Below are 23839 nucleotides of genomic sequence, written 5' to 3'. Positions count from 1 at the left end.
GCAAGACAGGCTGCGCCTTTTTCGGCATGTCCGCTTGCGTCACATAACGCGGAGTGGTATAGTCTGTGTTATCAAATCAAGGAGAAAAAACATGACACAGCGCGTATTGATCATTGGTGCCGGCTTTGCCGGCTTGTGGAGTGCCCTGGCCGCCGTGCGCCGCCTGCGGCTGGAAAACGTTGCGGCAGGCGACATCGAAGTGGCGCTGGTGGCGCCGGAAGCGGTGCTGACGATGCGCCCGCGCCTGTACGAGCCGACGCCTGCCGGCATGGTGGCGCCGTTGCAGCAACTGTTCGACGACACGGGCGTGCGCTTCATCGCGGGCAAGGTCGAGGCCATCCGCAGCGCCAGCGACGAGGTCGACATCGTGGCCGCCGACGGCAGCCGTTCGACCCTGGCCTATGACCGTCTGGTGCTGGCGGCGGGCAGCAGCCTGTTCCGGCCGGATATTCCTGGCTTGCAAGAATTTGCCTTCAGCACCGACCAGCGCGACGACGCGGTGGCGCTCGATGCGCACCTGCATGGTCTGGCCGCCCGGCCCGCATCGGCCGCGCGCAATACGGTCATCGTTGCCGGCGGCGGCTTCACGGGCATCGAACTGGCGGCCGAGCTGCCGGCCCGCCTGCGCGCCATCCTGGGGCAGGATGCCGACATCAAGGTGATCATCGTCGAGCGGGCGCCCGACATCGGCCCCGACCTGGGACCGGGACCGCGTCCCGTGATCGAGCAGGCGCTGGCGGAGCTGGGCGTGGAATGCCGGCTCGGTTCGGCCGTCGCCGCCATCGACGCGGACGGCTTGACGACGGCCGATGGCGAACGCATCGAGGCGGCCACCGTGGTGTGGACGGCGGGCGTGCGGGCCAGTGCGCTGACGGCGCAGATTCCCGGCGACAAGGATGCGGCGGGCCGCCTGCGGGTGGCGCACGACTTGCGCGTGCCTGGCGCGGGCAAGGTCTTCGCCACGGGCGACGCGGCCGTCGCGGCCACGGACGACGCTGGCAATCACACGCTGATGAGTTGCCAGCACGCCATGTTCCTTGGACGTTCCTCGGGCGACAATGCCGTGGCCGACCTGCTGGGCCTGGCCACGCGCCCCTACCGCCAGCCGTATTATGTGACGTGCCTGGACCTGGGGGCGTGGGGCGCGGTCGTCACGCAGGGCTGGGAGCGCAAGGTATGGATGACGGGCAGCGAAGGCAAGGCCTTGAAGGTGGCCATCAATGGCCGCGTGATTTATCCGCCCGCCGACAGCGCGGCGGCGCTGGCGGCCGCCGATCCCGCGTTCGAGCTGGCGCTGTAGTCTTGCGGCTGCAAACGGGGAGTGCTACAGTCCCCGTTTTGCAACGGAGGAATGGCATCATGGCACATTATGGAAGCGGCACCGAGTATGGCTTGCATTGCCTGCTGTATCTGGCGCAGCCGCTTGCCGAGCCTGCCAGCAGCCGCGACCTGGCGGAGTTGCAGGGCATTTCCGTCTCTTTCCTGGCAAAAATCTTCCCCAAGCTGGAAAAGGCGGGCATCGTGACGGCGTCGGAAGGCATACGCGGCGGCTACCAGCTGGCGCGTCCGGCTGCCGAGATCAGCGTACTCGACGTGGTGGACGCCATCGAGGGGCCGAAACCGCTGTTCGATTGCCAGCAGATCCGCAGCCGCTGCACTCTGTACGAAGGCGAGCCGCCCGGCTGGATGACCAGCGGCGTGTGCGGCATCCATGCCTTGATGCTGCGCGCCGAGAAAAGTATGCGCGCCGAGCTGGCCAAGACGACCCTGGCCGACCTGGCGCAAGGCGTGGGCAGTGCGGCGCCGGCCGGCTTTGGCGAGGACTTGCAGGGCTGGTTCAGCGGCCGCGTGCAGGTGCGCAGCGAAGCGCGCATCGCCGCCGTGCGCGGACCGAAACCGCGCCGCGTCAAGGGCGATGCCGTCTGACGCCAGCGACCTTAGGGTTTCAATAGCATGGTATCGACGAGGCTGCCGATCCAGCACGCCACCAGCACACAAACGGCCACCGTCATGGCGGGGCCGTCATGGGCCGACAGCGCATCGACTTTTTCCACGATCAGCTGCACGTCGAGGGGCAGGGCGCCGCTGTCGATCTGTGCCATAACTTGATCCAATCGTGCCATGATCTGGCGCAATACGAGCACCAGCGCGACCAGCGCGGGCACAATGAACAGGCAGCCGCGCGCCTTGCGCTTTAATAAGAAATGCCCGCTGCCGGGAAACACGAGGCCCGACAGCAGCAGGGCCTGTGTGCGTTTGGATATGGATGAAGGTGAGGGGGAGCCGCTCATGCGTGCCTTGTGTAGGGGTATGAGCGGCCCATCATACTATTGCCAGCCGAATTTGCGCAGGTACACGCGTTTCATGAACGTCGTCAGCAGGGTGTAGCAGACGAGGATGCCCAGCAGCCAGGGGAAGTAGCCCAATGGCAAGGCTTGCAGCTTGAAGTAAGTCGCCAGCGGTCCCATCGGCAGGAATACGCCCACGGCCATGATCAGGGTGGTGGCCACCAGCAGGGGCACGGAAGCGATGCTGTCGATGAAGGGCAGCTTCGGCGTGCGGATCAGGTGCACGATCAGGGTTTGCGTCAACAGCCCCACGACGAACCAGCCGGACTGGAACAGGGTTTGCTGTTCCGGGGTATTCGCGCCAAACACATGCCACATCAGGATAAACGTGCTGATGTCGAAGATCGAGCTGATGGGGCCGAAAAACACCATGAAGCGGCCGATGTCGCGCGGGTTCCAGCTCAGCGGCTGCTGGATCAGTTCGGCGTCGACATTGTCGAACGGGATGGCGATCTGCGACACGTCATACAGCAGGTTTTGCACCAGCAAGTGCAGCGGCAGCATGGGCAGGAACGGCAGGAAGGCGCTGGCTACCAGCACGGAAAACACATTGCCGAAGTTCGAGCTGGCCGTCATGCGAATGTATTTGAGCATGTTGCTGAAGGTGCGGCGGCCTTCCAGCACGCCTTCTTCCAGCACCATCAGGCTCTTTTCCAGCAGGATGATGTCGGCCGCTTCCTTGGCGATATCGACGGCGGAATCGACGGAAATGCCGATGTCTGCCGCGCGCAGGGCGGGCGCGTCGTTGATGCCGTCGCCCATGAAGCCGACGATATGGCCATTGCCGCGCAGGGCGCGCACGAGGCGCTCCTTGTGCAGCGGGCTGAGCTTGGCAAACACGGTATTCTCTTCGGCTGCCCTGGCCAGGGTCGCGTCGTCCATGTCGTCCAGTTGCGGGCCTTGCAGCACGCCATGCACGGCCAGGCCCACTTCGCGGCAAATCTTCGCCGTCACGAGGTGGTTGTCGCCCGTCAACACTTTCACGGTGACGCCGTGTTCCGCCAGCGCGCGCAGGGCGGGCGCCGTCGATTCCTTCGGCGGATCGAGGAAGGCGACATAACCGATCAGGGTGAGCGCCGTTTCATCGGCCACGCCGTACACGGTTTTGTGCGGCGGCACTTCCTTGACGGCCACGGCCACCACGCGCAAACCTTCCGCATTCAGGCCATGCGTGGTTTCCAGCACCTTGTCCAGCAGGGCCGCGTCGAGGGGAATATTCACGCCGCCCAGGCGCAGGTGGCTGCAGGCGGCGAGGATTTCCTCGACGGCGCCCTTGCAGATCAGTTCATGGTGATCATTCTTTTCGGAAACGACGACGGACATGCGGCGGCGCACGAAATCGAAGGGGATTTCATCGACTTTCACGTAATCGCGGGCCAGCTGCATTTCCGTCTGCAATTCCACATGGTCGAGCACGGCGCGGTCCAGCAGGTTTTTCAAGCCCGTCTGGTAGTGGCTGTTCAAATAGGCGAATTGCAGCACTTCATCGGATTGCTGGCCGAACACGTCGGTATGGCGCTCGAGCACGATCTTGTCCTGCGTCAAAGTACCCGTCTTGTCCGTGCACAACACGTCCATGGCGCCGAAGTTCTGGATGGCGTCCAGGCGCTTGACGACGACTTTCTTTTTGGACAGTTTCACGGCGCCCTTGGCCAGGGTGCTGGTGACGATCATGGGCAGCATTTCCGGCGTCAGGCCGACGGCCACGGACAGGGCGAACAGGAACGCTTCCATCCAGTCGCCCTTGGTCCAGCCGTTGATCAGGAAGACGAGCGGCGCCATCACGAGGGCGAAGCGGATCAAGAGCCAGCTGACGCTGTTCACGCCCGCTTCGAACGCCGTCGGCGTGCGCTCGGTGGCCGTCACGCGCGTGGCGATGGTGCCGAAATACGTGCGGTTGCCCGTGGCCAATACCAGCGCCGTGGCGGCGCCCGAGATCACGTTCGTGCCCATGAACAGCAGATTGGCCAGTTCCATGGGATCTTTGCCATGGGCGTCGGCCAGTTCGGCCATCTTTTCCACGGGCAAGGATTCGCCCGTCATGGCGGCCTGGCTGACGAACAGGTCTTTCGCGGACAGCAGGCGGCAGTCGGCGGGGATCATGTCGCCGGCCGACAGCACGATGAGGTCGCCCTGCACCAGCTGGCGGATGGGCAGCTCGACTTGCTGGCCATTGCGCAGCACGGTGGCTGTATTGCTGACCATGGCTTTCAGGCGCTCGGCGGCCCGGTTCGAGCGGCCTTCCTGCACGAAACGCAGCAGGGTCGACAAGATCACCATGGTGCCGATGACGATGGTTGCCTTCGGATCTTCCGTCAGGTAGGAAACGATGGCCAGCACGGTCAGCAGCAGGTTGAACGGATTCTTGTAGCACAGCCACAGGTGCTGGTACCAGGCCAGCGGTTTTTCATGCTCGACCTCGTTCGGACCCGTTTGCGCGCCGATCACTTGCGCTTCGGCATCGCGCAAGCCTTCCAGGCGCGTGTGCAGGCGGTTCAGGGCGCTATCGAGGTCTTCATGGGCGGCGGCCAGCAACTGGCGCGCCAGGTGGTCGGGCACGGGGCGGGCCGTGCTGTTTTCCAGCGGCATGGCGTGGCGGCGGAAGTTGCCTGCCGTATGGCGCTTGCGCAGGAACGATTCGAATAAGCGGGTGAAGAGATTCATTGCTCTTCCTTTCACGACGAGGTGTTGACGGGCGGCGCAGCCGCAGGCAAGACTTGCGTGCCGCCAAAGCACGATAGTGCTGGCGGGCAATCCGGGTCAGTAGCCGGTCGCGATCGGAAAGAGGGGGGAGAGGCGTGCGGCCATACTGGCCGCGCGAGACACCGCACCTTGCTCAGCAAGGCACGGAGGAAAGAGAGTTCCGCGTTGCTTGCTGTTTAGCTGCCGAGGCAATCGCCGATACAAGATCGGCTACTGTCACTAGAACAAGTACCCACGTGGGACTCCGTAAATGAATAATGGGGGCATCTTATGCACATGCTGCAAGAGTGTCAACTGAAGAAATCTTAGGTTTCCAAAGTGTAATGTGACTGTGGCAGGCCGCATGCTCAGCCATGTTGCGTGGCCATCGCCAGCGAATCGGACAGTATCTGCCACAGCGCCGCATGGCGCTGCTGCAGCGCGGCGCCGCCCGCGTAGATCAGTTCCACGTGCAGGCTGTCGACGATGCCCAGGTAGGCTTGCGCATACAGGTCGATGCGCTGCGGCGATAACGTGGGCGCGAGACGGGCCAGGCTCTGCACGTAATACTGCTGCAGCTGCGCCAGCAAGGCTTCGTAGCCCGTGCCCACTTCCACGCGCAGGGGTGCGGGCGGCAAATATGCCGTGCGCAGCAGAAAGCGCAAATGGGCCGAATCCGCATAGCGCTGCGCCATGCGGTCGCAGTACAGGGCGCCGGCTTGCTGGCCGCCGGGCGCCGCCAGCGCCGCTTCGTCGGCGAAGCAGCTGTCCATGAAGGCTTGCTCTTCGGCCAGGGCGTCGGCAAACACGTCGAGGAAGAGGGCGTCCTTGCCGGCGAAGTGCGAGTACAGCGAAGCCTTGCGCATGCCCGCCTGCGCGGCGATGTCGCTGAGGGACGAAGCGTCGTAGCCGTGTTCCGAAAAGTGGACGACGGCGACGGCACAGATGTTATCGGCCGAGGCCGAGCGTTTTTTCATCATGGGGGTGATATGGGGTGAGGCGTCAGTGCGCTCCCAGGCTGCTGGCATGGACCGGATGGACGCGCGCAGTGGCCAGGGTCAGCCATGATACCAGCAGGCCGGCCACGGTCAAGAACAGCAGCCACGGCAGCGGCCCCCATTCGGACAGGCTGGCCGCCAGCGGCGTGGCCAGCGACGACAAGGTCATCTGGATGGCACCCAGCAGCGCGGCCGTGGAACCGAGCGCGCGCTGCTGGGAACCCATGGCCATGGCCATCAGCGCCGCTTCCGCGATGCCCAGGCCAAACAGGGCCACGAACATGCCCGGCACGACGGCGGCGATGCCTGCTCCCGCCCAGGCGCCGAGCAGCGCCAGCCCCGCGCCGCCCAGCATGGCCGCGCTGCCCGCCACGCAAAGGCGCGCCACGCCGTGCTTTTCCACCAGGCGGCCGCTGGCCATGGCACCGAGCAGCACGGCCACGCCCGTGGCGCCGAAGACGAGGCCGAAGCTGCCCGCGGACAGGCCGAAATCGCGCTGGTACACGAGCGACGCTCCGCCGATATAGGCAAACAGGAAAAAGAAAGTGGCGGACAGGGCCAGCGCGGGCAGCAGGAAGGCGCGGTCCAGCGCGATGCGCGCATACGTGCGGTGCATGCCGCGCGGCGCGACGCGCCTGGCTGCTGGCAGGGTTTCTGGCAGGAACAGCGCGCTATTGAGCAGGGTCAAGAGACCCAGCGCGGCCAGGGCCAGCATCACGGCGCGCCAGCCGTAATGCGCGTCGAGCAAGCCGCCCACGGCGGGCGCCAGCACGGGCGCCAGGCCGACGATGGTCATCAAGAGGGCAAACAGCTGCGCCGCTTTGACGCCATCGGCCACGTCGCGCACCATGCTCATCACCACGACCAGGGTCAGCGCGGCGCCCAGGCCCTGCAGCAAGCGCGCCAGCAGCAGGGTGCTCAATTGGTCCGCCTGCGCCGCCCACACGGCGGCAAGAATGTACACGGCAATGCCGGTCAGCAACGGACGGCGCCGGCCCAGCATGTCGGTCAGCGGCCCGCACAGCAATTGCCCGCCGCCCAGGGCCAGCAGGAAAACCGTCAGGCTCAGCTGCACGTTCGCATACGAGGTGTGCAGCTCGCGCGCCATGGCGGGCATCGAGGCCAGGTACATGTCGATGCCCGCCGGGCCGAGCACGGCCACCAGGGCCAGGGAAGCCGCCAGCCCGAGACTGGCGGCGGGGAGATGGGTTTGCTGCTGCATTGCGCTTCCTTTGTATCGTCAAAAAACACGGCATGGACACTGCCGTCTTTTTTATTGTACACTGACTACCTACCGATAGGTAGCTAACTCAATAAAGGCAAAGGATGACGACGATGATGAATGTAACAATGGCGGCTGCGCCGCATCTGCGGGGAGAGCGGACATGACGGAAGTGGGTATTTCGCTCAGCGGCGTGGCCGTGGCCTTGCTGTTCGCCGCCTGGAGTTCGCACCGCGCCCGCTGCGAGCGGCGCGATGTCGTGCTGCTGACGATGCTGGGCACCGCCCTGGGATTGCCGGGCGCGGCCTTGCTGGCGCTGTAACGCGGCGCATAAAAAAACGGCAGACCTTGCGGCCTGCCGTTCTGTGTTCCTCCTGCCCGGCTAGCCGGGCAGATGGCGTTTACTCTTCTTCGTAGGAACTGATCGGTGCGCAACCGCAGAACAGGTTGCGGTCGCCGTACACGTTGTCGGCGCGGCCGACCGGCGGCCAGTATTTGCGCTGGCGCAGGGAAGCGACGGGGTAGGCGGCGATTTCGCGGCTGTACTTGCGTTCCCAGTTGTCCGACATCAATACCTGTGCCGTGTGCGGCGCATTTTTCAGCGGGTTGTCGTCGTGGTCGAATTCACCGCTGGCGACCTTGGCGATTTCCGCGCGGATGGCGATCATGGCGTCGATGAAGCGGTCGATTTCCACTTTCGATTCGCTTTCCGTCGGCTCGATCATCAGGGTACCGGGCACGGGGAAGCTCATGGTCGGCGCATGGAAGCCGAAGTCCATCAAACGCTTGGCCACGTCTTCGTTGCTGATGCCGGTGGCGTCCGTGATCGGGCGCAGGTCCAGGATGCACTCGTGGGCGACCAGACCGTCGTGGCCCGAGTACAGCACCGGGTAGTGCGGCGCCAGGCGGCGCGCGATGTAGTTCGCCGCCAAAATCGCCGTCTCGGTGGCGGCCGTCAAGCCTTCCGCGCCCATCATGGCGATGTACATCCACGAAATCGGCAGGATGCTGGCCGAGCCGAACGGCGCGGCGCTGACGGCGCCGATGCCGGCAGCATCGCGCTGGTAGCCCGAGGAACGCTGGTTCGGCAGGAATTTCGCCAGGTGGGCGCCGACGCCGATCGGGCCTACGCCTGGTCCGCCGCCGCCGTGCGGGATGCAGAAGGTCTTGTGCAGGTTCAGGTGGGACACGTCGCCGCCAAACGAGCCGGGAGCGGCCACGCCGACCAGCGCGTTCATGTTGGCGCCGTCGATGTAGACTTGGCCGCCGTGCGCATGGATGATTTCGCACAGTTCCTGGATGCCTTCTTCAAACACGCCGTGGGTAGACGGGTAGGTGACCATCACGCAAGCCAGGTTGGCGCTGTGCTTTTCCGCCTTCGCCTTCAGGTCGGCCAGGTCCACGTTGCCGTTGGCGTCGCAGCTGGTGACGACCACCTGCATGCCGACCATGTTGGCCGAGGCGGGGTTGGTGCCATGCGCCGACGAGGGAATCAGGCAAATGTTGCGATGGCCTTCGCCGCGCGATTCATGGTAGGCCTTGATCACCAGCAGACCCGCGTATTCGCCCTGCGAGCCGGCGTTCGGCTGCAGTGAGACGGCCGCGTAGCCTGTCAAGGCGCACAGCATCTCTTCCAGCTGCGAAATCATCTCGCGGTAGCCGACCGTTTGCGCGTCCGGCGCGAACGGGTGGATGTTCGAAAATTCCGGCCAGGTGACGGGAATCATTTCGCTCGTCGCGTTCAGCTTCATGGTGCACGAGCCCAGCGGGATCATGGTGCGGTCCAGCGCCAGGTCCTTGTCGGCCAGGCTGCGCAGGTAGCGCAGCATTTCGTGTTCCGAATGGTAGCTGTTGAAGACGGGGTGGGTCAGGTAGGCACTCTCGCGCGCCAGTTGCGCCGGCAGCGCGCTGGTCACATTTGCTTCCACGCTGTCCAGGTCCGGGGCGGCAGGCGCGTTGGCCAGGCCGTGCGCGAACACTTTCCACAGCAGCGCGATATCGTCGCGCGTGGTGGTTTCATCGAGCGACACGCCCACGTGGGTATTGTCGATCTTGCGCAGGTTGACGCCGTGGTGCATGGCCGTCGCGTGCAGCTGCGCCGCATCGGCGACGTTGATGGTCAGGGTGTCGAAGTAGCTCGCATTGACGACGCCATAGCCCAGGGTCTTCAGGTTGGCCGCCAGCACGCCCGTAAAGCGGTGCACGCGGCGGGCGATCTGCAGCAGGCCGGCCGGGCCGTGGTAGACGGCGTACATCGAGGCCATCACGGCCAGCAGCACTTGCGCCGTGCAGATGTTGGAGGTCGCTTTTTCGCGGCGGATATGCTGTTCGCGCGTTTGCAGGGCCAGGCGGTACGCCTTGTTGCCTTGCGCATCGACGGTCACGCCCACCAGGCGGCCCGACATATTGCGCTTGAATTCATCGCGCGTGGACAGATAGCCCGCGTGCGGGCCGCCGAAGCCGAGCGGCACGCCGAAGCGCTGGCTGTTGCCGACGACGACGTCGGCGCCCCATTCGCCCGGAGGCGTGAGCATGGTCAGGGCCAGCAGGTCGGCCGCGACGATGACCATGGCGCCGTTCGCGTGCAGTTTTTCCACGCCGGCGCGGTAGTCGCGCACGACGCCGTTCACGCCAGGGTATTGCAGCAGCACGCCGAAGCAGGCGTCCAGCGATTCGATTTCAGCCGGATCAAACGTGCGCACTTCGATGCCGATCGGCTGGGCGCGCGTCTGCACCACTTCCAGCGTTTGCGGCAGCACGTCATTGGCGACATACAGCACGTTCGACTTCGACTTGCCCACGCGCTGGATCAGGGTCATCGCTTCGGCGGCGGCCGTGCCTTCGTCCAGCATCGAGGCGTTCGAGATGCCCATGCCGGTGAGGTCCGTGATCACTTGCTGGAAGTTCAGGATCGCTTCCAGGCGGCCTTGCGAAATCTCAGGCTGGTAAGGCGTGTACGCCGTGTACCAGGCCGGATTTTCAAAGATGTTGCGCAAAACGACACCGGGCGTGAACGTGTTGTAGTAGCCTTGGCCGATCAGGGATTTGAGAACCTGGTTCTTGCCGGCGATGGCTTTCAGGCGCGACAGGGCTTCCTGTTCCGGCATTGGCTGCGAATACGCGCCCAGGGGCAGGGCGCCCTTGTTGCGGATGTTGGCCGGTACCAGGGCGTCGATCAGCGCGGCGCGCGATGGATAGCCGAGGGTCGCCAGCATGGCTGCTTGTTCGGTGTGGGAAGGGCCGATGTGGCGGGCGATGAAGGCATCGCGTGCTTCGAGTTGGGTCAGGCTGGTGCGGGTCATGATATAGAGGCCAAAAAAGACTGAAAAACCGGGATGCGGCGCGCGGGCGCAGCGCAGAAAAAATGCAAACGGGCCGCGATTGCGGCCCGTGAGTCAAACGCGATTACGCGCCGGTGGTGGCGCCATAGGCGGCAGCGTCGAGCAAGCCGTCCAGGGCCGACACGTCGGCTGGCTTGATCTTGAACAGCCAGTTGGCGTAGGCGTCGGCGTTGATCGACTCTGGCGAGTTGACCACGTCGTCGTTGACGGCCACGACTTCGCCGGCGATCGGCGCGTAGATGTCGCTCGCTGCCTTGACCGATTCCACCACGGCGGCGTCGTCGCCGGCGCCGTAGGTGTTGCCCACGGTTGGCAGTTCGACGAAGACGATGTCGCCCAGTGCGTCCTGCGCGTACTCGGTGATGCCGACGGTGATCGTGCCGTCGCCTTCAAGGCGTACCCATTCGTGGGAAGCGGTGTACTTCAGGTCTGCAGGAATGTTCATGTGTGGCTCCAGATGGTAAGTGTTCGTTATTGATTATGGTTGTACGGTCTTGCGGGCGGCTCTATAAAACCTTACGCAGCCAGGATTTTACCGTTACGCACGAAAGGCAGCTTGACGACGGAAGCGGCCAGCTGCTTGCCGCGGATTTCCACGTGCACGGTGTCGCCCACGGCGACGCCGTTCGGCACGCGCGCCAGCGCGATCGCTTCCTGCATCGTCGGGCTGAAGGTGCCGCTGGTGATTTCGCCCGTGGCTTCGCTGCCGGCGATGATGACTTTTTGATGGGCGCGCAGCACGCCGCCTTTTTCGCGCAGGATCAGTCCCACGAATTGCGCGTTCTGGCCTTTCGCCAGCAGGGCGGCCTTGCCGATGAAATCGCGTTCGCTGACGAGGTCGATGGTCCACGCCAGGCCCGCGTCGAGCGGGTTGACGGTTTCATCCATGTCCTGGCCGTACAGATTCATGCCCGCTTCCAGGCGCAGGGTGTCGCGCGCGCCCAGGCCGGCAGGCTTGACGCCGGCCGCCGCCAGGGCGTTCCACAGCGCTTCCACCTGGGTCGCGGCCACGCCGATTTCAAAGCCGTCTTCGCCCGTGTAGCCGGTGCGCGCCAGCATGACTTCGCCGAAGGCCGTGTCCTTGACGATGACGACATTGAATGGCTTGATGGCTTCGGACGCGGCTTGCGTTTCCGGCAGCACTTGCCACACCTTGGCGCGCGCGTTCGGGCCTTGTACGGCCACCAGGGCCATCGGATTGTTGGCATTGCGGCGCTCGGTGATCGTCAGGCCGCTGTTGGTGTTGGTGTTTTGCTGCTGCATCCACGCCACGTCTTTTTCAGCCGTGCCCGCGTTGACGACGAGGCGGAACCAGTTTTCGTTGAAGAAGTAGACGATCAGGTCATCGATGACGGTGCCTTCGGCATTGAGCATGCACGAGTACAGCGCCTTGCCCGACACTTGCAGCTTGTCAACGTTGTTGGCCAGCAAGCTGCGCAGGAAGGCGCGCACGTTCGGACCTTCGATATCGACCACGCACATATGGGACACGTCGAACATGCCGGCATCGCCGCGCACGGCGTTGTGTTCTTCGATTTGCGAGCCGTAGTTGACGGGCATGTCCCAGCCGCCGAAATCGACCATGCGGGCGCCGAGGGCACGGTGGGCGTTATTGAGTGGGGTCGCTTTGAGCGTCATGGATTCCTCGGGACGAAGGTAAAAGGGGAGTTAACAAAACATAGAATAGCCAAACACGGCTTTCCAGCGTGATCACTGACCCCCCTGTCCTTTGTACCTGAGAGATTACGGGGGCTTGCCCCGTGCGCCCCTTCGGTGGGCCGCCGGCAATAGCCGCGGCCGCTCTCCAGAGTTGAGCTGAAACGTGTCGCCAAAGCAACAGCTTCAGTCCGCCTGATCGGTCCTTTTGCCTGAGAGTTTTTGGGTAGTGCCCCTTCGGCGGCAACGCTGGTTTGCCCTCTCCCGATCAAGTGGGAGGAATATATGCCAGCAGGGTGTTTCTGTCAATCTGAAAAGACGTTGCCAAATTGCAGCAAAAGCCCCGGTTTGCGGGGCTGTCAGGGGGCTGGAGACGCCGCAAAAGGGCGCCCGGCCGCGCGGGAATGCGCTATGATGAAATTCTGGCTTTCTTGCGGGTGCCTGCCATGAACACTACACAAAGCGAGACGCAAAACAACACCGAGCAGCACGGTTACTTTACCCTCTCGGGCGACGTCAACAGCGATATGGTGCGGCGCGTCTTCAACGCCGCGGCCGACATCACGGAAGACAAGCTCACCACCGCGCACATCCTGATCCAGTCGAACGGTGGCTACGTCAGCGACGGCATCTGTCTGTACAACTTCCTCAGCAAGTTGCCGCTCGACATCATCACCTATAACGCGGGCGCCGTGGCCTCCATCGCCGTCACCCTGTTCCTGGCGGGGCGGCACCGCCATGCCAGCGACACGGCCCGCTTCATGGTGCACAAGTCGCATGCGACAGCCTCGCCCGGTTCCCGCCCCGACGCGCTCAGCATCATCGTCGAGGGCTTGCGCGCCGACGACATGCGTACCGAGCGCATCCTGCGCGGCCACGTCAGCCTGACGGAAGAGCAGTGGCAGGTGCACGCGTATTCCGACCTGCACCTGACGGCCGACCAGGCGCTGGAAGTGGGCATGATCGAATCGATCCGCGACTTTGCGCCGCCCAAGGGCAAGCGCCTGACGAATATCTGACGCGGGCCTTGCGCTTGCTGGCCGGACAGTTTTGGCGCGGAATTTTTGTAATCGAATGTAATTCTTCGCTGCAGCACAGCAAAAGCCGCGCGGAACAGGGCAGAGTCGTGGCATAGTGCAAGCTGATCATGAAATAAGTGCAGGCGCGATGACTTGGTGGAATGGGATTTCTTTTGCGGCCGATATGTCCGTGATGGGGCCGGCTGGCGTGGCGATTGCCCTGTGGCTGCTCGTCTCGCGCCAATGGCGGCTGGTGCTCAGCTGGAGCCTGTGGTACGGCGGCGGCCTGGCCCTCGTGGTGCTGTCGAAGCTGGCCTTCATGAGCTGGGGCGTGGGCAGCAGCGCGCTCGATTTTACGGGCTTCAGCGGCCACGCCATGCGCGCCGGCGCCGTGTTTCCCGTGCTGATGTATGTGCTGCTGCAGCGGGCCGCACCCCGCTGGCGCCATGCCGGCGTGCTTGTCGGCGTGGCCTTTGCCGTGCTGGTGGCCATTTCGCGCGTGGTCGTGCATGCGCACAGCGTGTCGGAAGCCGTCAGCGGCTGCGTGCTGGGCCTGGCGCTGGCGCTGGGCTTCACGTGGAGCGCCCGCGGCGCCGTGAATATCGCCGTCAGCCATGCGCTGGCCCTGGCCAGCCTCGTGCTGATGGTGGGGCTCAGCTTCAAGGCGGAGCCCATGCCGACCGAGCAATGGCTGCAAAAACTGGCCCTGGCGCTGTCCGGCCATGAGCGTGTTTTTTCCCGCGAAGACTGGAAACTGGCGCAGGATGGCCGCCCAGCCCCGTAAGGCGGGGCACGCCGGCGCCTGGCGCTGCGGTTTTTTGGCCAGAAAAGCATTAGGAAATGGTATGATGAACCACTCCCTGCGGTGAGTGGCCGGACTGTTGCCGCAAGGGTGGCCAAGGTGGCCATGAACTGAATATGAACCGGGTTCACCCAAATATAACCGCCAGCATAGGCCAGGAACTCTAAAACACGTGCGTCTCTCTTCCATCAAGTTGTCGGGATTTAAGTCTTTCGTCGATCCCACCAATTTTCAGGTGCCAGGCCAGCTCGTGGGCGTGGTCGGGCCGAATGGCTGCGGCAAGTCGAACATCATCGACGCCGTGCGCTGGGTGCTGGGCGAATCGAAAGCGTCGGAATTGCGCGGCGAATCGATGCAGGACGTCATTTTCAATGGCTCCACCCACCGTAAACCGGCCGGGCGCGCTTCCGTGGAACTGGTGTTCGACAATAACGATGGCAAGGCGTCCGGCCAGTGGGGCCAGTACGCCGAGATCGCCGTCAAGCGCACCCTGACGCGCGACGGCACCTCCACCTATTACATCAATGGCCAGCCCGTGCGCCGGCGCGACATCCAGGACATCTTCCTCGGCACCGGCCTCGGTCCGCGCGCTTACGCCATCATCGGCCAGGGCATGATTTCGCGCATCATCGAATCGCGCCCGGAAGAATTGCGCGTCTTCCTCGAAGAAGCGGCCGGCGTATCGAAATACAAGGAACGCCGCCGCGAGACGGAAAACCGCTTGCAGGACACGCGCGAAAACCTGTTGCGCGTGGAAGACATCTTGCGCGAACTCAATGCCAACCTGGAAAAGCTGGAAGCGCAGGCCGCTGTCGCCACCCGTTTCCACGCCTTGCAGGCGGACCAGGAAGAAAAGCAGAAGCTGTTGTGGCTGCTGCGCAAGAACGAGGCGCAAAACGAGCAGACGCGCTATTTCCGCGAAGTGGAACAGGCGCAGACGGACCTGGAAGAGCAGACGGCCAAGCTGCGCAACGTGGAACTGACCCTCGAGCAGATGCGCCAGGCGCACTTTGCCGTGGGCGACCGCCTGCATACGGCGCAAGGCCATCTGTACCAGACGAATGCGGAAATCGGCAGCCTGGAAGCGCAGATCAAGTTCGTCATCGAATCGCGCGCCCGCCTGCAGGCGCAGCTGGCCACCCTGACGGCCCAGCGCGACCAGTGGACGAGCCAGGGCGGCGAATACCAGGAACAGATCGAGGAGGCGGAATTCCACCTCGAAGAGCTGGCTGCGAAGGTGGAACAGTCGCAAATGATGGCGGAACAGAAGGGCGAGCAATTGCCCGAGCTGGACGCCGCCTGGCGCGCCGCGCAAAACAAGAGCACGGAATCGCGCGCCCGCATCATGCAGGCCCAGCAGCAGCTGGAGCTGGAATCGGCGCACCAGCGCAACGCCTCGAACATCCTGGCCAGCCTCTTGAGCCGCCGCGAGCGCCTGCAGCAGGAAAAGAACAGCCTCAGCCTGCCCGACAGCAGCCACCTGGAAAACCTGAAGCTCCAATTGGAAGAAAAGCAGCAAACCCTGGAAGAACAGGGTTTCTACCTGGAAGAGGCGCTGGAGCAGCAACCCAAGCTGGAGCAGGAGCGGGCCGAGGCGCAGGCGCAAGTCAATGCCGAGACGGCGGCGAATGCCCAGCTGGAAGCGCGTCTTTCCGCTTTGAAACAATTGCAGGAACGGGTACAGACGCAGGGCAAGGTCCAGCCCTGGCTGAAAAAGCACGAGCTCGACACCTTGCCGCGTCTGTGGCAAAAGCTGCAGATCGAAGCGGGCTGGGAAGCGGCCATGGAATCGATCTTGCGCGAGCGCACGTCGGCCTTGCAACTGTCGAATATCGACTGGGCCAAGGCCTTCTTTGCCGACGCGCCGCCGGCCAAGCTGGCCCTGTACGCGCCATCCACGGTGGCGCCCCTGCCGCTGCCGGAAATCGCCGGCCTGAAACCGTTCCTGAACTTGTTGAAACTCAACGATCCGGGCTTGCGCGGCTTGTTGCAGGATTGGCTGTACAACGCCTATGCCGTGGAAGACGCGGCCGAAGCCCTGGCCGAACGCGGTAAATTGCCGCCGGGCGGCTATTTCGTCACGCGCGCCGGTCACGTCGTGACGGCCACCAGCGTGCGCTTCTATGCGGCCGATTCTGAGCAGGAAGGCATGCTGGGCCGCCAGCAGGAAATCGACAATATCGGCAAGCAGTTGCGTGCCCAGCAATTGCTGGCTGAAGAGGCGCGCGCCCGTTCCGTGCGAGCCGATGCGGCCGTTGCCACCCTGACGCGCAATCTGTCCGACTTGCGCTTGCGCATACAGCAACTGACGTCTTCCGTGCATACTCTGCAACTGGACGTGGTGAAACTGTCGGAAGTGGAAGCGCGCTTCAACCAGCGCAGCACGCAGATCGGCGCCGACCTGGCCGAGATCGCCGCGCAGGAAGCGGAGCAGATGCAGACCAAGCTGGAATCGGAAGAGAAATTCGAACAGCTGGACATGGAGCTGGGCAACTTGCAGGAAGCGCACGAAGACGGCCACACGGATTTCCTGCAGAAGGAACAGCGTCTGGCAGAGGCGCGCGAAGCCTTGCGCGACCTGGAACGGGCCGCCAAGGATACGGAATACGCGGAAAAAGCCCACCGCGCGAAGATCGAGGAATTGCGCCGCAACATCGCCACGGCCAGCACGCAGGCGCAGCAAGTGACGGAAAGCCTGCAGGCGGGCGAACTGGAACTGGCCAACCTGGAAAGCGGCGCGGCCGCCGACGGATTGCAGGACTTGCTCGAACGCCGCACGACGCAGGAGCGGGCGCTGGCGGACGCGCGCCACGAACTCGATCAGATTACGCAGCAGCTGCGCCTGTCCGAAGATGCGCGCACGCAATCGGAACGCAGCTTGCAGCCGCAGCGCGACAAGATCATGGAAATGCAGCTCAAGGAACAGGCTGGGCGCCTGAACCAGGAGCAATTCGCCCAGCAACTTCTGGAAGCGGGCGCCGACGAGGCCGCGCTGACGGAAAAATTGCACCCGGACATGCGTCCATCGTATCTGCAGGGCGAAGTGACGCGCCTGACGAACGCCATCACGGGTCTGGGCGCCGTCAACCTGGCCGCGCTGGACGAGCTGGCGCAGGCATCCGAGCGCAAGAATTTCCTCGACGCCCAGAATGCCGACCTGACGGAAGCGATCAATACGCTGGAAGACGCGATCCACAAGATCGACAAGGAAACGCGCGACTTGCTGCAAGACACGTTCGACAAGGTCAACCATCACTTTTCCGAACTGTTCCCGATTCTGTTCGGCGGCGGCCAGGCCAAGCTCACCATGACGGGCGACGAGATTCTCGATTCCGGTGTACAAGTCATGGCGCAGCCTCCCGGCAAGAAAAATGCCACCATCCACCTGTTATCGGGTGGAGAGAAGGCGCTGACCGCGACCGCATTGGTGTTTTCCATGTTCCGCCTGAATCCGGCGCCGTTCTGCCTGCTCGACGAAGTCGATGCACCGCTGGACGATTCGAACACGGAACGCTTCTGCCGCATGGTCAAGCGCATGTCCGACCAGACCCAATTCCTTTTCATTTCGCATAACAAGATTGCGATGGAAATGGCCCATCAATTGATCGGTGTGACGATGCAGGAGCAGGGCGTATCGCGCATCGTGGCGGTGGACATGGAGTCCGCCGCAAATTTTGCAACCGAGGCACAAGCAGCATGACAGACCTTCAAATTACCTTGTTCGGCGCCGGCGGCGTCTTTATCGTCGGCGTTTTCTCGTACAACAAATGGCAGGAATACAAGGCCAAGAAAAGCGTGGAACGGGCTTTTTCCACCGACCACGACGACGTGCTGATGCGCGAGGGCGATGCCCCTGCCGTGGAAGCCCAGGAACCCGTGCTGCGCCAGGAACCGCGCTTCGATGCGGCGCTCGCCGCCAAGGCCGAGCCGTCGTTCGGCGCGCCGCCGGCGGCCGTGGTGCCGGACGCGCCCGTGCATGCGGAACCGTCGCTGGCCGATGCCGACCCTGCACCCGCCGCTCCTGCCGCGCCGGCGCAGCCGGAAGTCAGCGCCGCCAGCGAACAGGCGACCAGCCTGGTCGACCCGCTGATCGATTGCCTGCTGCCTTTGTCGCTGGAAGCGCCCGTGCGTGGCGACAAGATCCTGCCCGTGCTGCAAACCCTGCGCCTGGTGGGCAACAAGCCCGTCCACTTCATCGGTTTGCACGTGAATGGCGACTGGGAACCGATCACGCATGGCGGTGTCTACACCAAGATGCAGGGCGGCGTGCAGCTGGCCAGCCGCAGCACGGCCCTGAATGAACTGGAATACTCGGAACTGGTCACGCGCCTGCGCGGCGTCGCCGACGAGATCGGCGCCGAACCGGAAGTGCCCGACATGATGGAAGTGATGGCCGAAGCGCGCAATCTGCACCGCTTCGTGGCCGGTCACGATGCCCAGCTGGGCGTCAACCTGCACACGAATGGCGCGCCATGGGCTATTTCCACCTTGCTGTTCGCGCTGGAAAAGCAGGGCTTCGACGTGCGTCCGGACGGCCGTTTCGTCATGCCGGACGGCGAAGGCGGCTATCTGTTCTCGCTGTCGACGAATGTCACCCTGGCCGAGGAAACGACGCCGCGCCTGACCTTGCTGCTGGACGTGCCATGCGTGGCGCCCGCGCGCGACGGCTTCGGCGCCATGGTCGCTTGCGCCAAGGCACTGGTGGGCCGCCTGGACGCCACCATCGTCGACGATTACAACCAGGCCTTGTCCGATGCGGCGCTGGCCGAGATCGCCGGCCAGGTGCAAGAGTTTTACCAGGAAATGGACGCGGCCGACATTCCGGCCGGTTCCACCCGCGCCCTGCGTTTATTTAGCTGAAGAATCCCGCAATAATGACTGATCCGATCAACCAGGACGCCGCCCAGCGCGTCCTGGCACTCACAGCCGAACTCAATCGGCATCTGCACGCCTACCACGTGCTCGACAATCCCACCATCCCCGACGCCGAGTACGACAAGCTGTTCGTCGAACTGCAGGCGCTGGAAGCGGCCCATCCCGACTTGCGCACGCCCGATTCGCCCACCTTGCGCGTGGGCGCGGCGCCCTTGCCGCAATTCGAGCAAGTCACGCACACGGTGCCGATGTTGTCGTTGAACAATGGTTTCACCGATGACGATATTGTCAACTTCGACCGCCGCGTGCGCGAAGGCCTGGACCTTGACGGCGCCGAAGTCGATTACGCTGCCGAAGTGAAATTCGACGGCCTGGCGATCAACCTGCGCTATGAAAACGGCCTGTTCGTGCAGGCGGCCACGCGCGGCGATGGCGCCACGGGCGAGGATGTGACGGCGAATATCCGCACCATTTCCGGCATCCCGTTGCGCCTGCACGGCGACAGGATTCCTGCCGTGCTCGACGTGCGTGGCGAAGTCATGATGTTCAAGGCCGATTTTGCCCGCCTGAACGAACGCCAGCGCGAAGCGGGCCAGAAGGAATTTGCCAACCCCCGCAATGCGGCGGCCGGCAGCCTGCGCCAGCTCGATTCGCGCATCACGGCGCAGCGCAAGCTGCGTTTCTATGCGTATGGCATCGGCGCCCTCGATGGCGCCGCCATGCCCGTGTCGCATTCGGCCTTGCTGGACTGGTATGAAACCTTGGGCATTCCCGTATCGAAGGAGCGCCGTGTGGTGCAGGGCGAGCAAGGCTTGCTCGATTATTACGCGGACATCGGCGCGCGCCGTCCCGCCTTGCCGTATGAAATCGACGGCGTCGTCTACAAGGTGAACGCGACGGAAGACCAGCAAGAGCTGGGTTTTGTGTCGCGCGCGCCGCGTTTTGCGCTGGCGCACAAGTTCCCCGCCGAAGAGGCGCTGACGCAGGTGCTGGATATCGATATCCAAGTGGGCCGCACGGGCGCCATGACGCCCGTGGCGCGCCTGGCGCCCGTCTCCGTGGGCGGCGTGACGGTGACCAACGCCACCTTGCACAATGAAGACGAGGTGCTGCGCAAGGATGTGCGCGTGGGCGATACGGTTATCGTGCGGCGCGCCGGCGACGTGATTCCGGAAGTGCTGTCCGTGGTGCTGGAAAAACGGCCGGAACCGGCGCCGCCGCCGTTCAAGATGCGGGAAACGTGCCCCGTGTGCGGCTCGCACGTGGTGCGCGAAGAGGGCGAGGCGATTGCCCGCTGCTCGGGAGGCCTGTTCTGCTCGGCGCAGCGCAAGGAAGCGTTCCGGCATTTCGCGGGCCGGCGCATGATGGATATCGAAGGCCTGGGCGAACGTTATATCGATACCCTGGTCGAACTGGAATACGTGCATGGCCTGGCGGACTTGTACAGCCTGACCCTGGATAAATTGCTGGAAATGAAAGTGCGCGCCGACGAGCGCGACGGTTCGACGCCGGAAACAGTGCAACAAGGCAAGATTCCCACCAAGTGGGCGGAAAACTTGCTGGCCGGTATAGAAGCGAGCAAGCGCCCGCCGCTTGAGCGCTTCCTGTTCGCGCTGGGCATCCGCCACGTGGGCGAATCGACGGCCAAGACCCTGGCCGAGTGGCTGGGCAGCCTGGCGTATGTGCGGCAAGCGCCCGCGGCCTTGCTGCGCGTGCTGCCCGACATCGGCGGCACGGTCGCCGAGTCGATTGCCGATTTCTTTGCCGAAGAAAAGAACCAGCAGGCGCTGCAGGCGTTGCTGGACGCGGGCGTCGCGCCGCAAGGCGAACATGCGCCCAGCGCCAAGCTGCGCACGCAGCTCGAACAAACCACCTTGCTTGCCGCCATCGGCATCCCGAAGCTGACGGAGCCGCGCAGCAAGCAGCTGGTGGAGCGGGGCGTGACCCTGGCCAGCCTGGCCGCGCAAGGCGCCAGCTTCCATGCGGGCTTGCCTGCCGCCGTGGCCGAGTCGCTGGCGCAATGGCTTGCCGATGAGAACAATGTCAAGCTGCTTGGTCAACTGGACGCCCTGCGAAATGAATTACTGTCACAATTGCCTGAAATGCCAGCCGCTGGCGGCAAGCTGGACGGCAAGACTTTCGTCCTGACGGGCACCTTGCCCAATATGAGCCGCGACGAGGCGGCGGAGCTGATCGAAGCGGCCGGTGGCAAGGTCAGCGGTTCTGTTTCGAAGAAGACAGGATATGTCGTGGCCGGCTCGGACGCCGGCAGCAAGCTGGCCAAGGCCCAGGAACTGGGCGTGGCCATCCTCGACGAGGCGGGCTTGCTGGCCTTGCTCGCGCAGGACTAATCCTTAAAATATTGCAGAAGACCCATGAAAAAAATCAGAAAAGCAGTCTTTCCCGTCGCCGGCCTGGGCAGCCGCTTCTTGCCAGCGACCAAGGCACAACCGAAGGAAATGTTGCCCATCGTCGATAAACCATTGATCCAGTACGCGGTGGAAGAAGCCGTGGCGGCCGGTATCACGGAAATGATCTTCATCACGGGGCGCAACAAGCGCGCCATCGAAGACCATTTCGATACGGCTTACGAGCTGGAATCGGAGCTGGAAGCGGCCGGCAAGCGCCAGTTGCTCGATATGGTGCAAAACGTCATTCCCAAGCATATCAATTGCATTTACATCCGCCAGTCGGCGCCGCTGGGCCTGGGGCATGCCGTGCTGTGCGCCCGTCCCGTGATCGGCGACGAGCCGTTTGCCGTCTTGCTGGCCGACGATTTCATGGATGTGCAAGAGGGTGTGCGCCCCGTGCTGGCGCAGATGACCGATGTCTTCCAGTATGAAAATTGCTCGCTGCTGGCCGTGCAGGATGTGCCGCGCGCGGAAACCAAGCAGTACGGTATTGTGTCGGCAAAGAATTATCAGCCCGACTTGGAGCTGGTCTCGGCCATCGTGGAAAAGCCCGCGCCCGAAGAGGCGCCGTCAACCCTGGCCGTGGTGGGCCGTTATGTGCTGACCAGCCGTATCTTTAACCATCTGGAAAATATCGGCACGGGCGCCGGCGGCGAAATCCAGTTGACGGACGGCATCGCCGCCCTGATGCGCGAAGAGCGCGTGCTGGCTTACCGCTACCAGGGACAGCGCTATGATTGCGGCTCCAAGCTTGGTTACCTGAAGGCAACGACGGCGATGGGCATGAAACATCCGGAAACGGGCGCCGCCTTCCGCACTTACCTGCAACAACTGCAAGCGACACTGGAAACAAAATGACGGTACGTGACATCCTCAAGATGGGCGATCCGCGCCTGCTGCGCATGGCCGAGCCCGTGCGTGAATTCGATACGCCCGAACTGCATGCCTTGATCGCCGACATGTTCGACACCATGCATGCGGCCAATGGCGCGGGCCTGGCGGCGCCGCAGATCGGCGTCAACCTGCAGCTGGTGATTTACGGCTTCAAGCAGAACCTGCGCTACCCCGATGCGCCGCAAGTGCCGGAAACCGTGCTGATCAACCCTGTGCTGACGCCTTTGTCGGAACGCAAGGAAGAGGGTTTCGAGGGCTGCCTGTCCGTGCCCGGCCTGCGCGGCAGCGTGCCGCGCTGGAGCGAGCTGCACTACGAAGGCGTGGACCAGTTCGGCCAGCCCATCAGCCGCGACTGCGACGGTTTCCATGCGCGCGTGGTGCAGCATGAAGTGGACCACTTGCACGGCATTTTGTATCCGATGCGTATCGTTGATTTTACGCAATTCGGTTATACGGAAGTCATGTTCCCGGATTTAGATCCAAACGACGACGATTGATCGGCGGCTGAGAAAACGCCCATGGCGGCGTTGCATTGCCTCGCCGTACTATTCGTACTGTCTTCGGCAATGCGCCTTGCCCTGAACGTTTTTCAGGCGCCTTGTGACTTTAGCTGTTAAACAAAAAATGGCCGCGCAGCATCAGCTGGGCGGCCATTTTTCATGCGTGAAGCAAAGCTAGCGCACCTTGCGGCTGCTGCCCAGGTTATCGAGCAGTACTTTCAATTCATCCTCCATGGCTTCCGTCAGGTTCAGGAAGCGGCAGCCGATCTGCACCTGCTCGCCCAGCAGGAAGGAGCGGAAGGTGCGCGACAGGCGGATTTCCAGGTCGGCGATCATGACCTTGTTCGGTCCCAGCTCCAGGCGCACGCGCGACAGCTTGCGCCCCACGTACAGGCCTACTGTGTCGCGTGGATGGGCGCGCATGCCGATGCCGCCGGCCGAGAAATCATACAGCTGCAATTCATACGGACGGCCCTCGAGCACGAAGGCGGCCAGGTAGTACACGCCCAGCGGCGTTTCCAGGCGTGCCGATTCGCGCCGTTCCAGCACCAGGCAATGGCTGGGGAAGTTCGTCAGGTACACGTTCGGCCGCTCGGGATACGCTTCCCATTCGCCATTGATGGTAAATTGCAACTTGGCGCTTTGCACCCACGACACAAACGTGGCGCCGCCTTCGGGCAGGGTGGCGCCTTCATTCAGTTCCAGCACGAATTGCGGCAAGTCGTCGTCGACGGACAGGATGCGCGCCATGATGACGTCTTCGCCGCCCGCCGGGTAGATGGAAATGGCGTCGCCGTTGTCTGCCAGGCTGCACAGGGTTTCGCCGATATCCCACGGATCGCTCATATGGTGCGGCTTGGTGCCTGGCGCCATCGGCTCGGCCACGTCAGCCAGGCTGGGCGCGCCTTTGCGCAGGGGATTGGGGATGGGATCGTTCACGACAGCGTATCTCTTTTGTTCTGATGGGGAATAGTGTATAGGTTTAAAGCAATATTTACTAAGTAAATCACAATAATTGTTTTTATATCACTATATTCCTGTTGCTTATATGGCTTGGCATGCCACGCGGCATGCCACCTTGATGCCGTCGC

General features: G+C 63.4%; 18 protein-coding genes and 2 riboswitches. Of the genes, 10 read left to right on the top strand and 8 right to left on the bottom strand.

Annotation, left to right across the window (positions count from 1 at the left end; genetic code table 11):
- The first annotated feature begins 91 nt into the window (after positions 1 to 91).
- Entirely contained in the window at positions 92 to 1300 is a 1209-nt protein-coding gene (locus OX459_RS13055) for an FAD-dependent oxidoreductase (RefSeq protein ID WP_289905350.1), read from the top strand.
- 59 nt (positions 1301 to 1359) lie between these two features.
- Positions 1360 to 1926, top strand: a complete 567-nt coding sequence (locus OX459_RS13050; protein WP_289905349.1) for an Rrf2 family transcriptional regulator — start codon at positions 1360 to 1362, stop codon at positions 1924 to 1926.
- A gap of 11 nt (positions 1927 to 1937) precedes the next feature.
- Here the strand turns inward: OX459_RS13050 and OX459_RS13045 are convergent, their stop codons facing one another.
- The 4 genes from OX459_RS13045 to OX459_RS13030 all read right to left on the bottom strand — a co-directional run bounded on the left by OX459_RS13045 (position 1938) and on the right by OX459_RS13030 (position 7250).
- Positions 1938 to 2291 carry a hypothetical protein gene (locus OX459_RS13045; RefSeq protein WP_289905348.1) on the bottom strand — a complete coding sequence of 118 codons (354 nt, stop codon included), beginning with the start codon at positions 2289 to 2291 and terminating at the stop codon, positions 1938 to 1940.
- A gap of 36 nt (positions 2292 to 2327) precedes the next feature.
- The gene (mgtA, locus tag OX459_RS13040) at positions 2328 to 5012 is read right to left on the bottom strand and encodes a magnesium-translocating P-type ATPase (protein WP_289905347.1); all 2685 of its coding nucleotides are present in this window, start codon (positions 5010 to 5012) and stop codon (positions 2328 to 2330) included.
- 386 nt (positions 5013 to 5398) lie between these two features.
- Entirely contained in the window at positions 5399 to 6010 is a 612-nt protein-coding gene (locus OX459_RS13035) for a TetR/AcrR family transcriptional regulator (protein WP_289905346.1), read from the bottom strand.
- A 22-nt stretch (positions 6011 to 6032) separates the two neighbouring features.
- Entirely contained in the window at positions 6033 to 7250 is a 1218-nt protein-coding gene (locus tag OX459_RS13030) for a Bcr/CflA family efflux MFS transporter (RefSeq protein WP_289905345.1), read from the bottom strand.
- A 163-nt stretch (positions 7251 to 7413) separates the two neighbouring features.
- Between OX459_RS13030 and OX459_RS13025 the strand changes: the two genes are divergently transcribed.
- Positions 7414 to 7572: a hypothetical protein gene (locus tag OX459_RS13025; protein ID WP_171985004.1), complete on the top strand. Its 159-nt coding sequence runs from the start codon at positions 7414 to 7416 to the stop codon at positions 7570 to 7572.
- A 79-nt stretch (positions 7573 to 7651) separates the two neighbouring features.
- Here the strand turns inward: OX459_RS13025 and gcvP are convergent, their stop codons facing one another.
- The 3 genes from gcvP to gcvT form a co-directional block, all read right to left on the bottom strand.
- On the bottom strand, positions 7652 to 10552 hold the full coding sequence (gene gcvP / locus OX459_RS13020; RefSeq protein ID WP_289905344.1) for an aminomethyl-transferring glycine dehydrogenase: 2901 nt from the start codon (positions 10550 to 10552) through the stop codon (positions 7652 to 7654).
- A 103-nt stretch (positions 10553 to 10655) separates the two neighbouring features.
- On the bottom strand, positions 10656 to 11036 hold the full coding sequence (gene gcvH, locus OX459_RS13015) for a glycine cleavage system protein GcvH (RefSeq protein WP_077403327.1): 381 nt from the start codon (positions 11034 to 11036) through the stop codon (positions 10656 to 10658).
- A gap of 71 nt (positions 11037 to 11107) precedes the next feature.
- On the bottom strand, positions 11108 to 12229 hold the full coding sequence (gcvT, locus tag OX459_RS13010; protein WP_289905343.1) for a glycine cleavage system aminomethyltransferase GcvT: 1122 nt from the start codon (positions 12227 to 12229) through the stop codon (positions 11108 to 11110).
- A 74-nt stretch (positions 12230 to 12303) separates the two neighbouring features.
- A riboswitch (glycine riboswitch) is annotated at positions 12304 to 12409 on the bottom strand.
- Between the two features lie 28 nt (positions 12410 to 12437).
- A riboswitch (glycine riboswitch) is annotated at positions 12438 to 12524 on the bottom strand.
- 169 nt (positions 12525 to 12693) lie between these two features.
- Here gcvT and OX459_RS13005 point away from each other — a divergent pair.
- The 7 genes from OX459_RS13005 to def all read left to right on the top strand — a co-directional run bounded on the left by OX459_RS13005 (position 12694) and on the right by def (position 22745).
- Positions 12694 to 13266 (top strand): ATP-dependent Clp protease proteolytic subunit, encoded by a 573-nt coding sequence (locus OX459_RS13005; protein ID WP_251349129.1) that lies wholly within the window; start codon positions 12694 to 12696, stop codon positions 13264 to 13266.
- Between the two features lie 148 nt (positions 13267 to 13414).
- A complete protein-coding gene (locus OX459_RS13000; protein WP_289905342.1) occupies positions 13415 to 14050 on the top strand; it encodes a phosphatase PAP2 family protein in 636 nt (211 codons plus the stop codon).
- A gap of 190 nt (positions 14051 to 14240) precedes the next feature.
- A complete protein-coding gene (gene smc / locus OX459_RS12995; RefSeq protein ID WP_289905341.1) occupies positions 14241 to 17768 on the top strand; it encodes a chromosome segregation protein SMC in 3528 nt (1175 codons plus the stop codon).
- Positions 17765 to 18928, top strand: a complete 1164-nt coding sequence (locus OX459_RS12990) for a cell division protein ZipA C-terminal FtsZ-binding domain-containing protein (RefSeq protein ID WP_289905340.1) — start codon at positions 17765 to 17767, stop codon at positions 18926 to 18928. The genes smc and OX459_RS12990 overlap by 4 nt, the downstream gene beginning before the upstream one ends.
- A 14-nt stretch (positions 18929 to 18942) precedes the next feature.
- Entirely contained in the window at positions 18943 to 21294 is a 2352-nt protein-coding gene (ligA, locus tag OX459_RS12985; RefSeq protein ID WP_289905339.1) for an NAD-dependent DNA ligase LigA, read from the top strand.
- Positions 21295 to 21318: 24 nt separating this feature from the next.
- Positions 21319 to 22212, top strand: a complete 894-nt coding sequence (gene galU / locus OX459_RS12980; RefSeq protein ID WP_289905338.1) for a UTP--glucose-1-phosphate uridylyltransferase GalU — start codon at positions 21319 to 21321, stop codon at positions 22210 to 22212.
- A complete protein-coding gene (def, locus tag OX459_RS12975; protein WP_076569759.1) occupies positions 22209 to 22745 on the top strand; it encodes a peptide deformylase in 537 nt (178 codons plus the stop codon). Before galU ends, def begins: the two co-directional genes overlap by 4 nt.
- A 177-nt stretch (positions 22746 to 22922) precedes the next feature.
- On the opposite strand, the gene OX459_RS12970 is transcribed toward def, so the two are convergent.
- The gene (locus OX459_RS12970; protein ID WP_099664334.1) at positions 22923 to 23687 is read right to left on the bottom strand and encodes a PilZ domain-containing protein; all 765 of its coding nucleotides are present in this window, start codon (positions 23685 to 23687) and stop codon (positions 22923 to 22925) included.
- Positions 23688 to 23839: the final 152 nt, after the last annotated feature.

Source organism: Janthinobacterium sp. SUN026, assembly GCF_030397625.1.
Lineage (GTDB): Bacteria > Pseudomonadota > Gammaproteobacteria > Burkholderiales > Burkholderiaceae_D > Janthinobacterium > Janthinobacterium kumbetense.
The sequence above is the reverse complement of the archived record's forward strand: the minus strand, read 5'-3'. Positions and strand labels throughout refer to the sequence as shown.

Excerpts from the sequence above, each read along its gene's own strand:
- OX459_RS13055 (WP_289905350.1), top strand. The coding sequence starts at position 92 with ATGACACAGCGCGTATTGATCATTGGTGCCGGCTTTGCCGGCTTGTGG.
- OX459_RS13050 (WP_289905349.1), top strand. The coding sequence starts at position 1,360 with ATGGCACATTATGGAAGCGGCACCGAGTATGGCTTGCATTGCCTGCTG.
- OX459_RS13045 (WP_289905348.1), bottom strand. The coding sequence starts at position 2,291 with ATGAGCGGCTCCCCCTCACCTTCATCCATATCCAAACGCACACAGGCC.
- mgtA (WP_289905347.1), bottom strand. The coding sequence starts at position 5,012 with ATGAATCTCTTCACCCGCTTATTCGAATCGTTCCTGCGCAAGCGCCAT.
- OX459_RS13035 (WP_289905346.1), bottom strand. The coding sequence starts at position 6,010 with ATGATGAAAAAACGCTCGGCCTCGGCCGATAACATCTGTGCCGTCGCC.
- OX459_RS13030 (WP_289905345.1), bottom strand. The coding sequence starts at position 7,250 with ATGCAGCAGCAAACCCATCTCCCCGCCGCCAGTCTCGGGCTGGCGGCT.
- OX459_RS13025 (WP_171985004.1), top strand. The coding sequence starts at position 7,414 with ATGACGGAAGTGGGTATTTCGCTCAGCGGCGTGGCCGTGGCCTTGCTG.
- gcvP (WP_289905344.1), bottom strand. The coding sequence starts at position 10,552 with ATGACCCGCACCAGCCTGACCCAACTCGAAGCACGCGATGCCTTCATC.
- gcvH (WP_077403327.1), bottom strand. The coding sequence starts at position 11,036 with ATGAACATTCCTGCAGACCTGAAGTACACCGCTTCCCACGAATGGGTA.
- gcvT (WP_289905343.1), bottom strand. The coding sequence starts at position 12,229 with ATGACGCTCAAAGCGACCCCACTCAATAACGCCCACCGTGCCCTCGGC.
- OX459_RS13005 (WP_251349129.1), top strand. The coding sequence starts at position 12,694 with ATGAACACTACACAAAGCGAGACGCAAAACAACACCGAGCAGCACGGT.
- OX459_RS13000 (WP_289905342.1), top strand. The coding sequence starts at position 13,415 with ATGACTTGGTGGAATGGGATTTCTTTTGCGGCCGATATGTCCGTGATG.
- OX459_RS12990 (WP_289905340.1), top strand. The coding sequence starts at position 17,765 with ATGACAGACCTTCAAATTACCTTGTTCGGCGCCGGCGGCGTCTTTATC.
- ligA (WP_289905339.1), top strand. The coding sequence starts at position 18,943 with ATGACTGATCCGATCAACCAGGACGCCGCCCAGCGCGTCCTGGCACTC.
- galU (WP_289905338.1), top strand. The coding sequence starts at position 21,319 with ATGAAAAAAATCAGAAAAGCAGTCTTTCCCGTCGCCGGCCTGGGCAGC.
- def (WP_076569759.1), top strand. The coding sequence starts at position 22,209 with ATGACGGTACGTGACATCCTCAAGATGGGCGATCCGCGCCTGCTGCGC.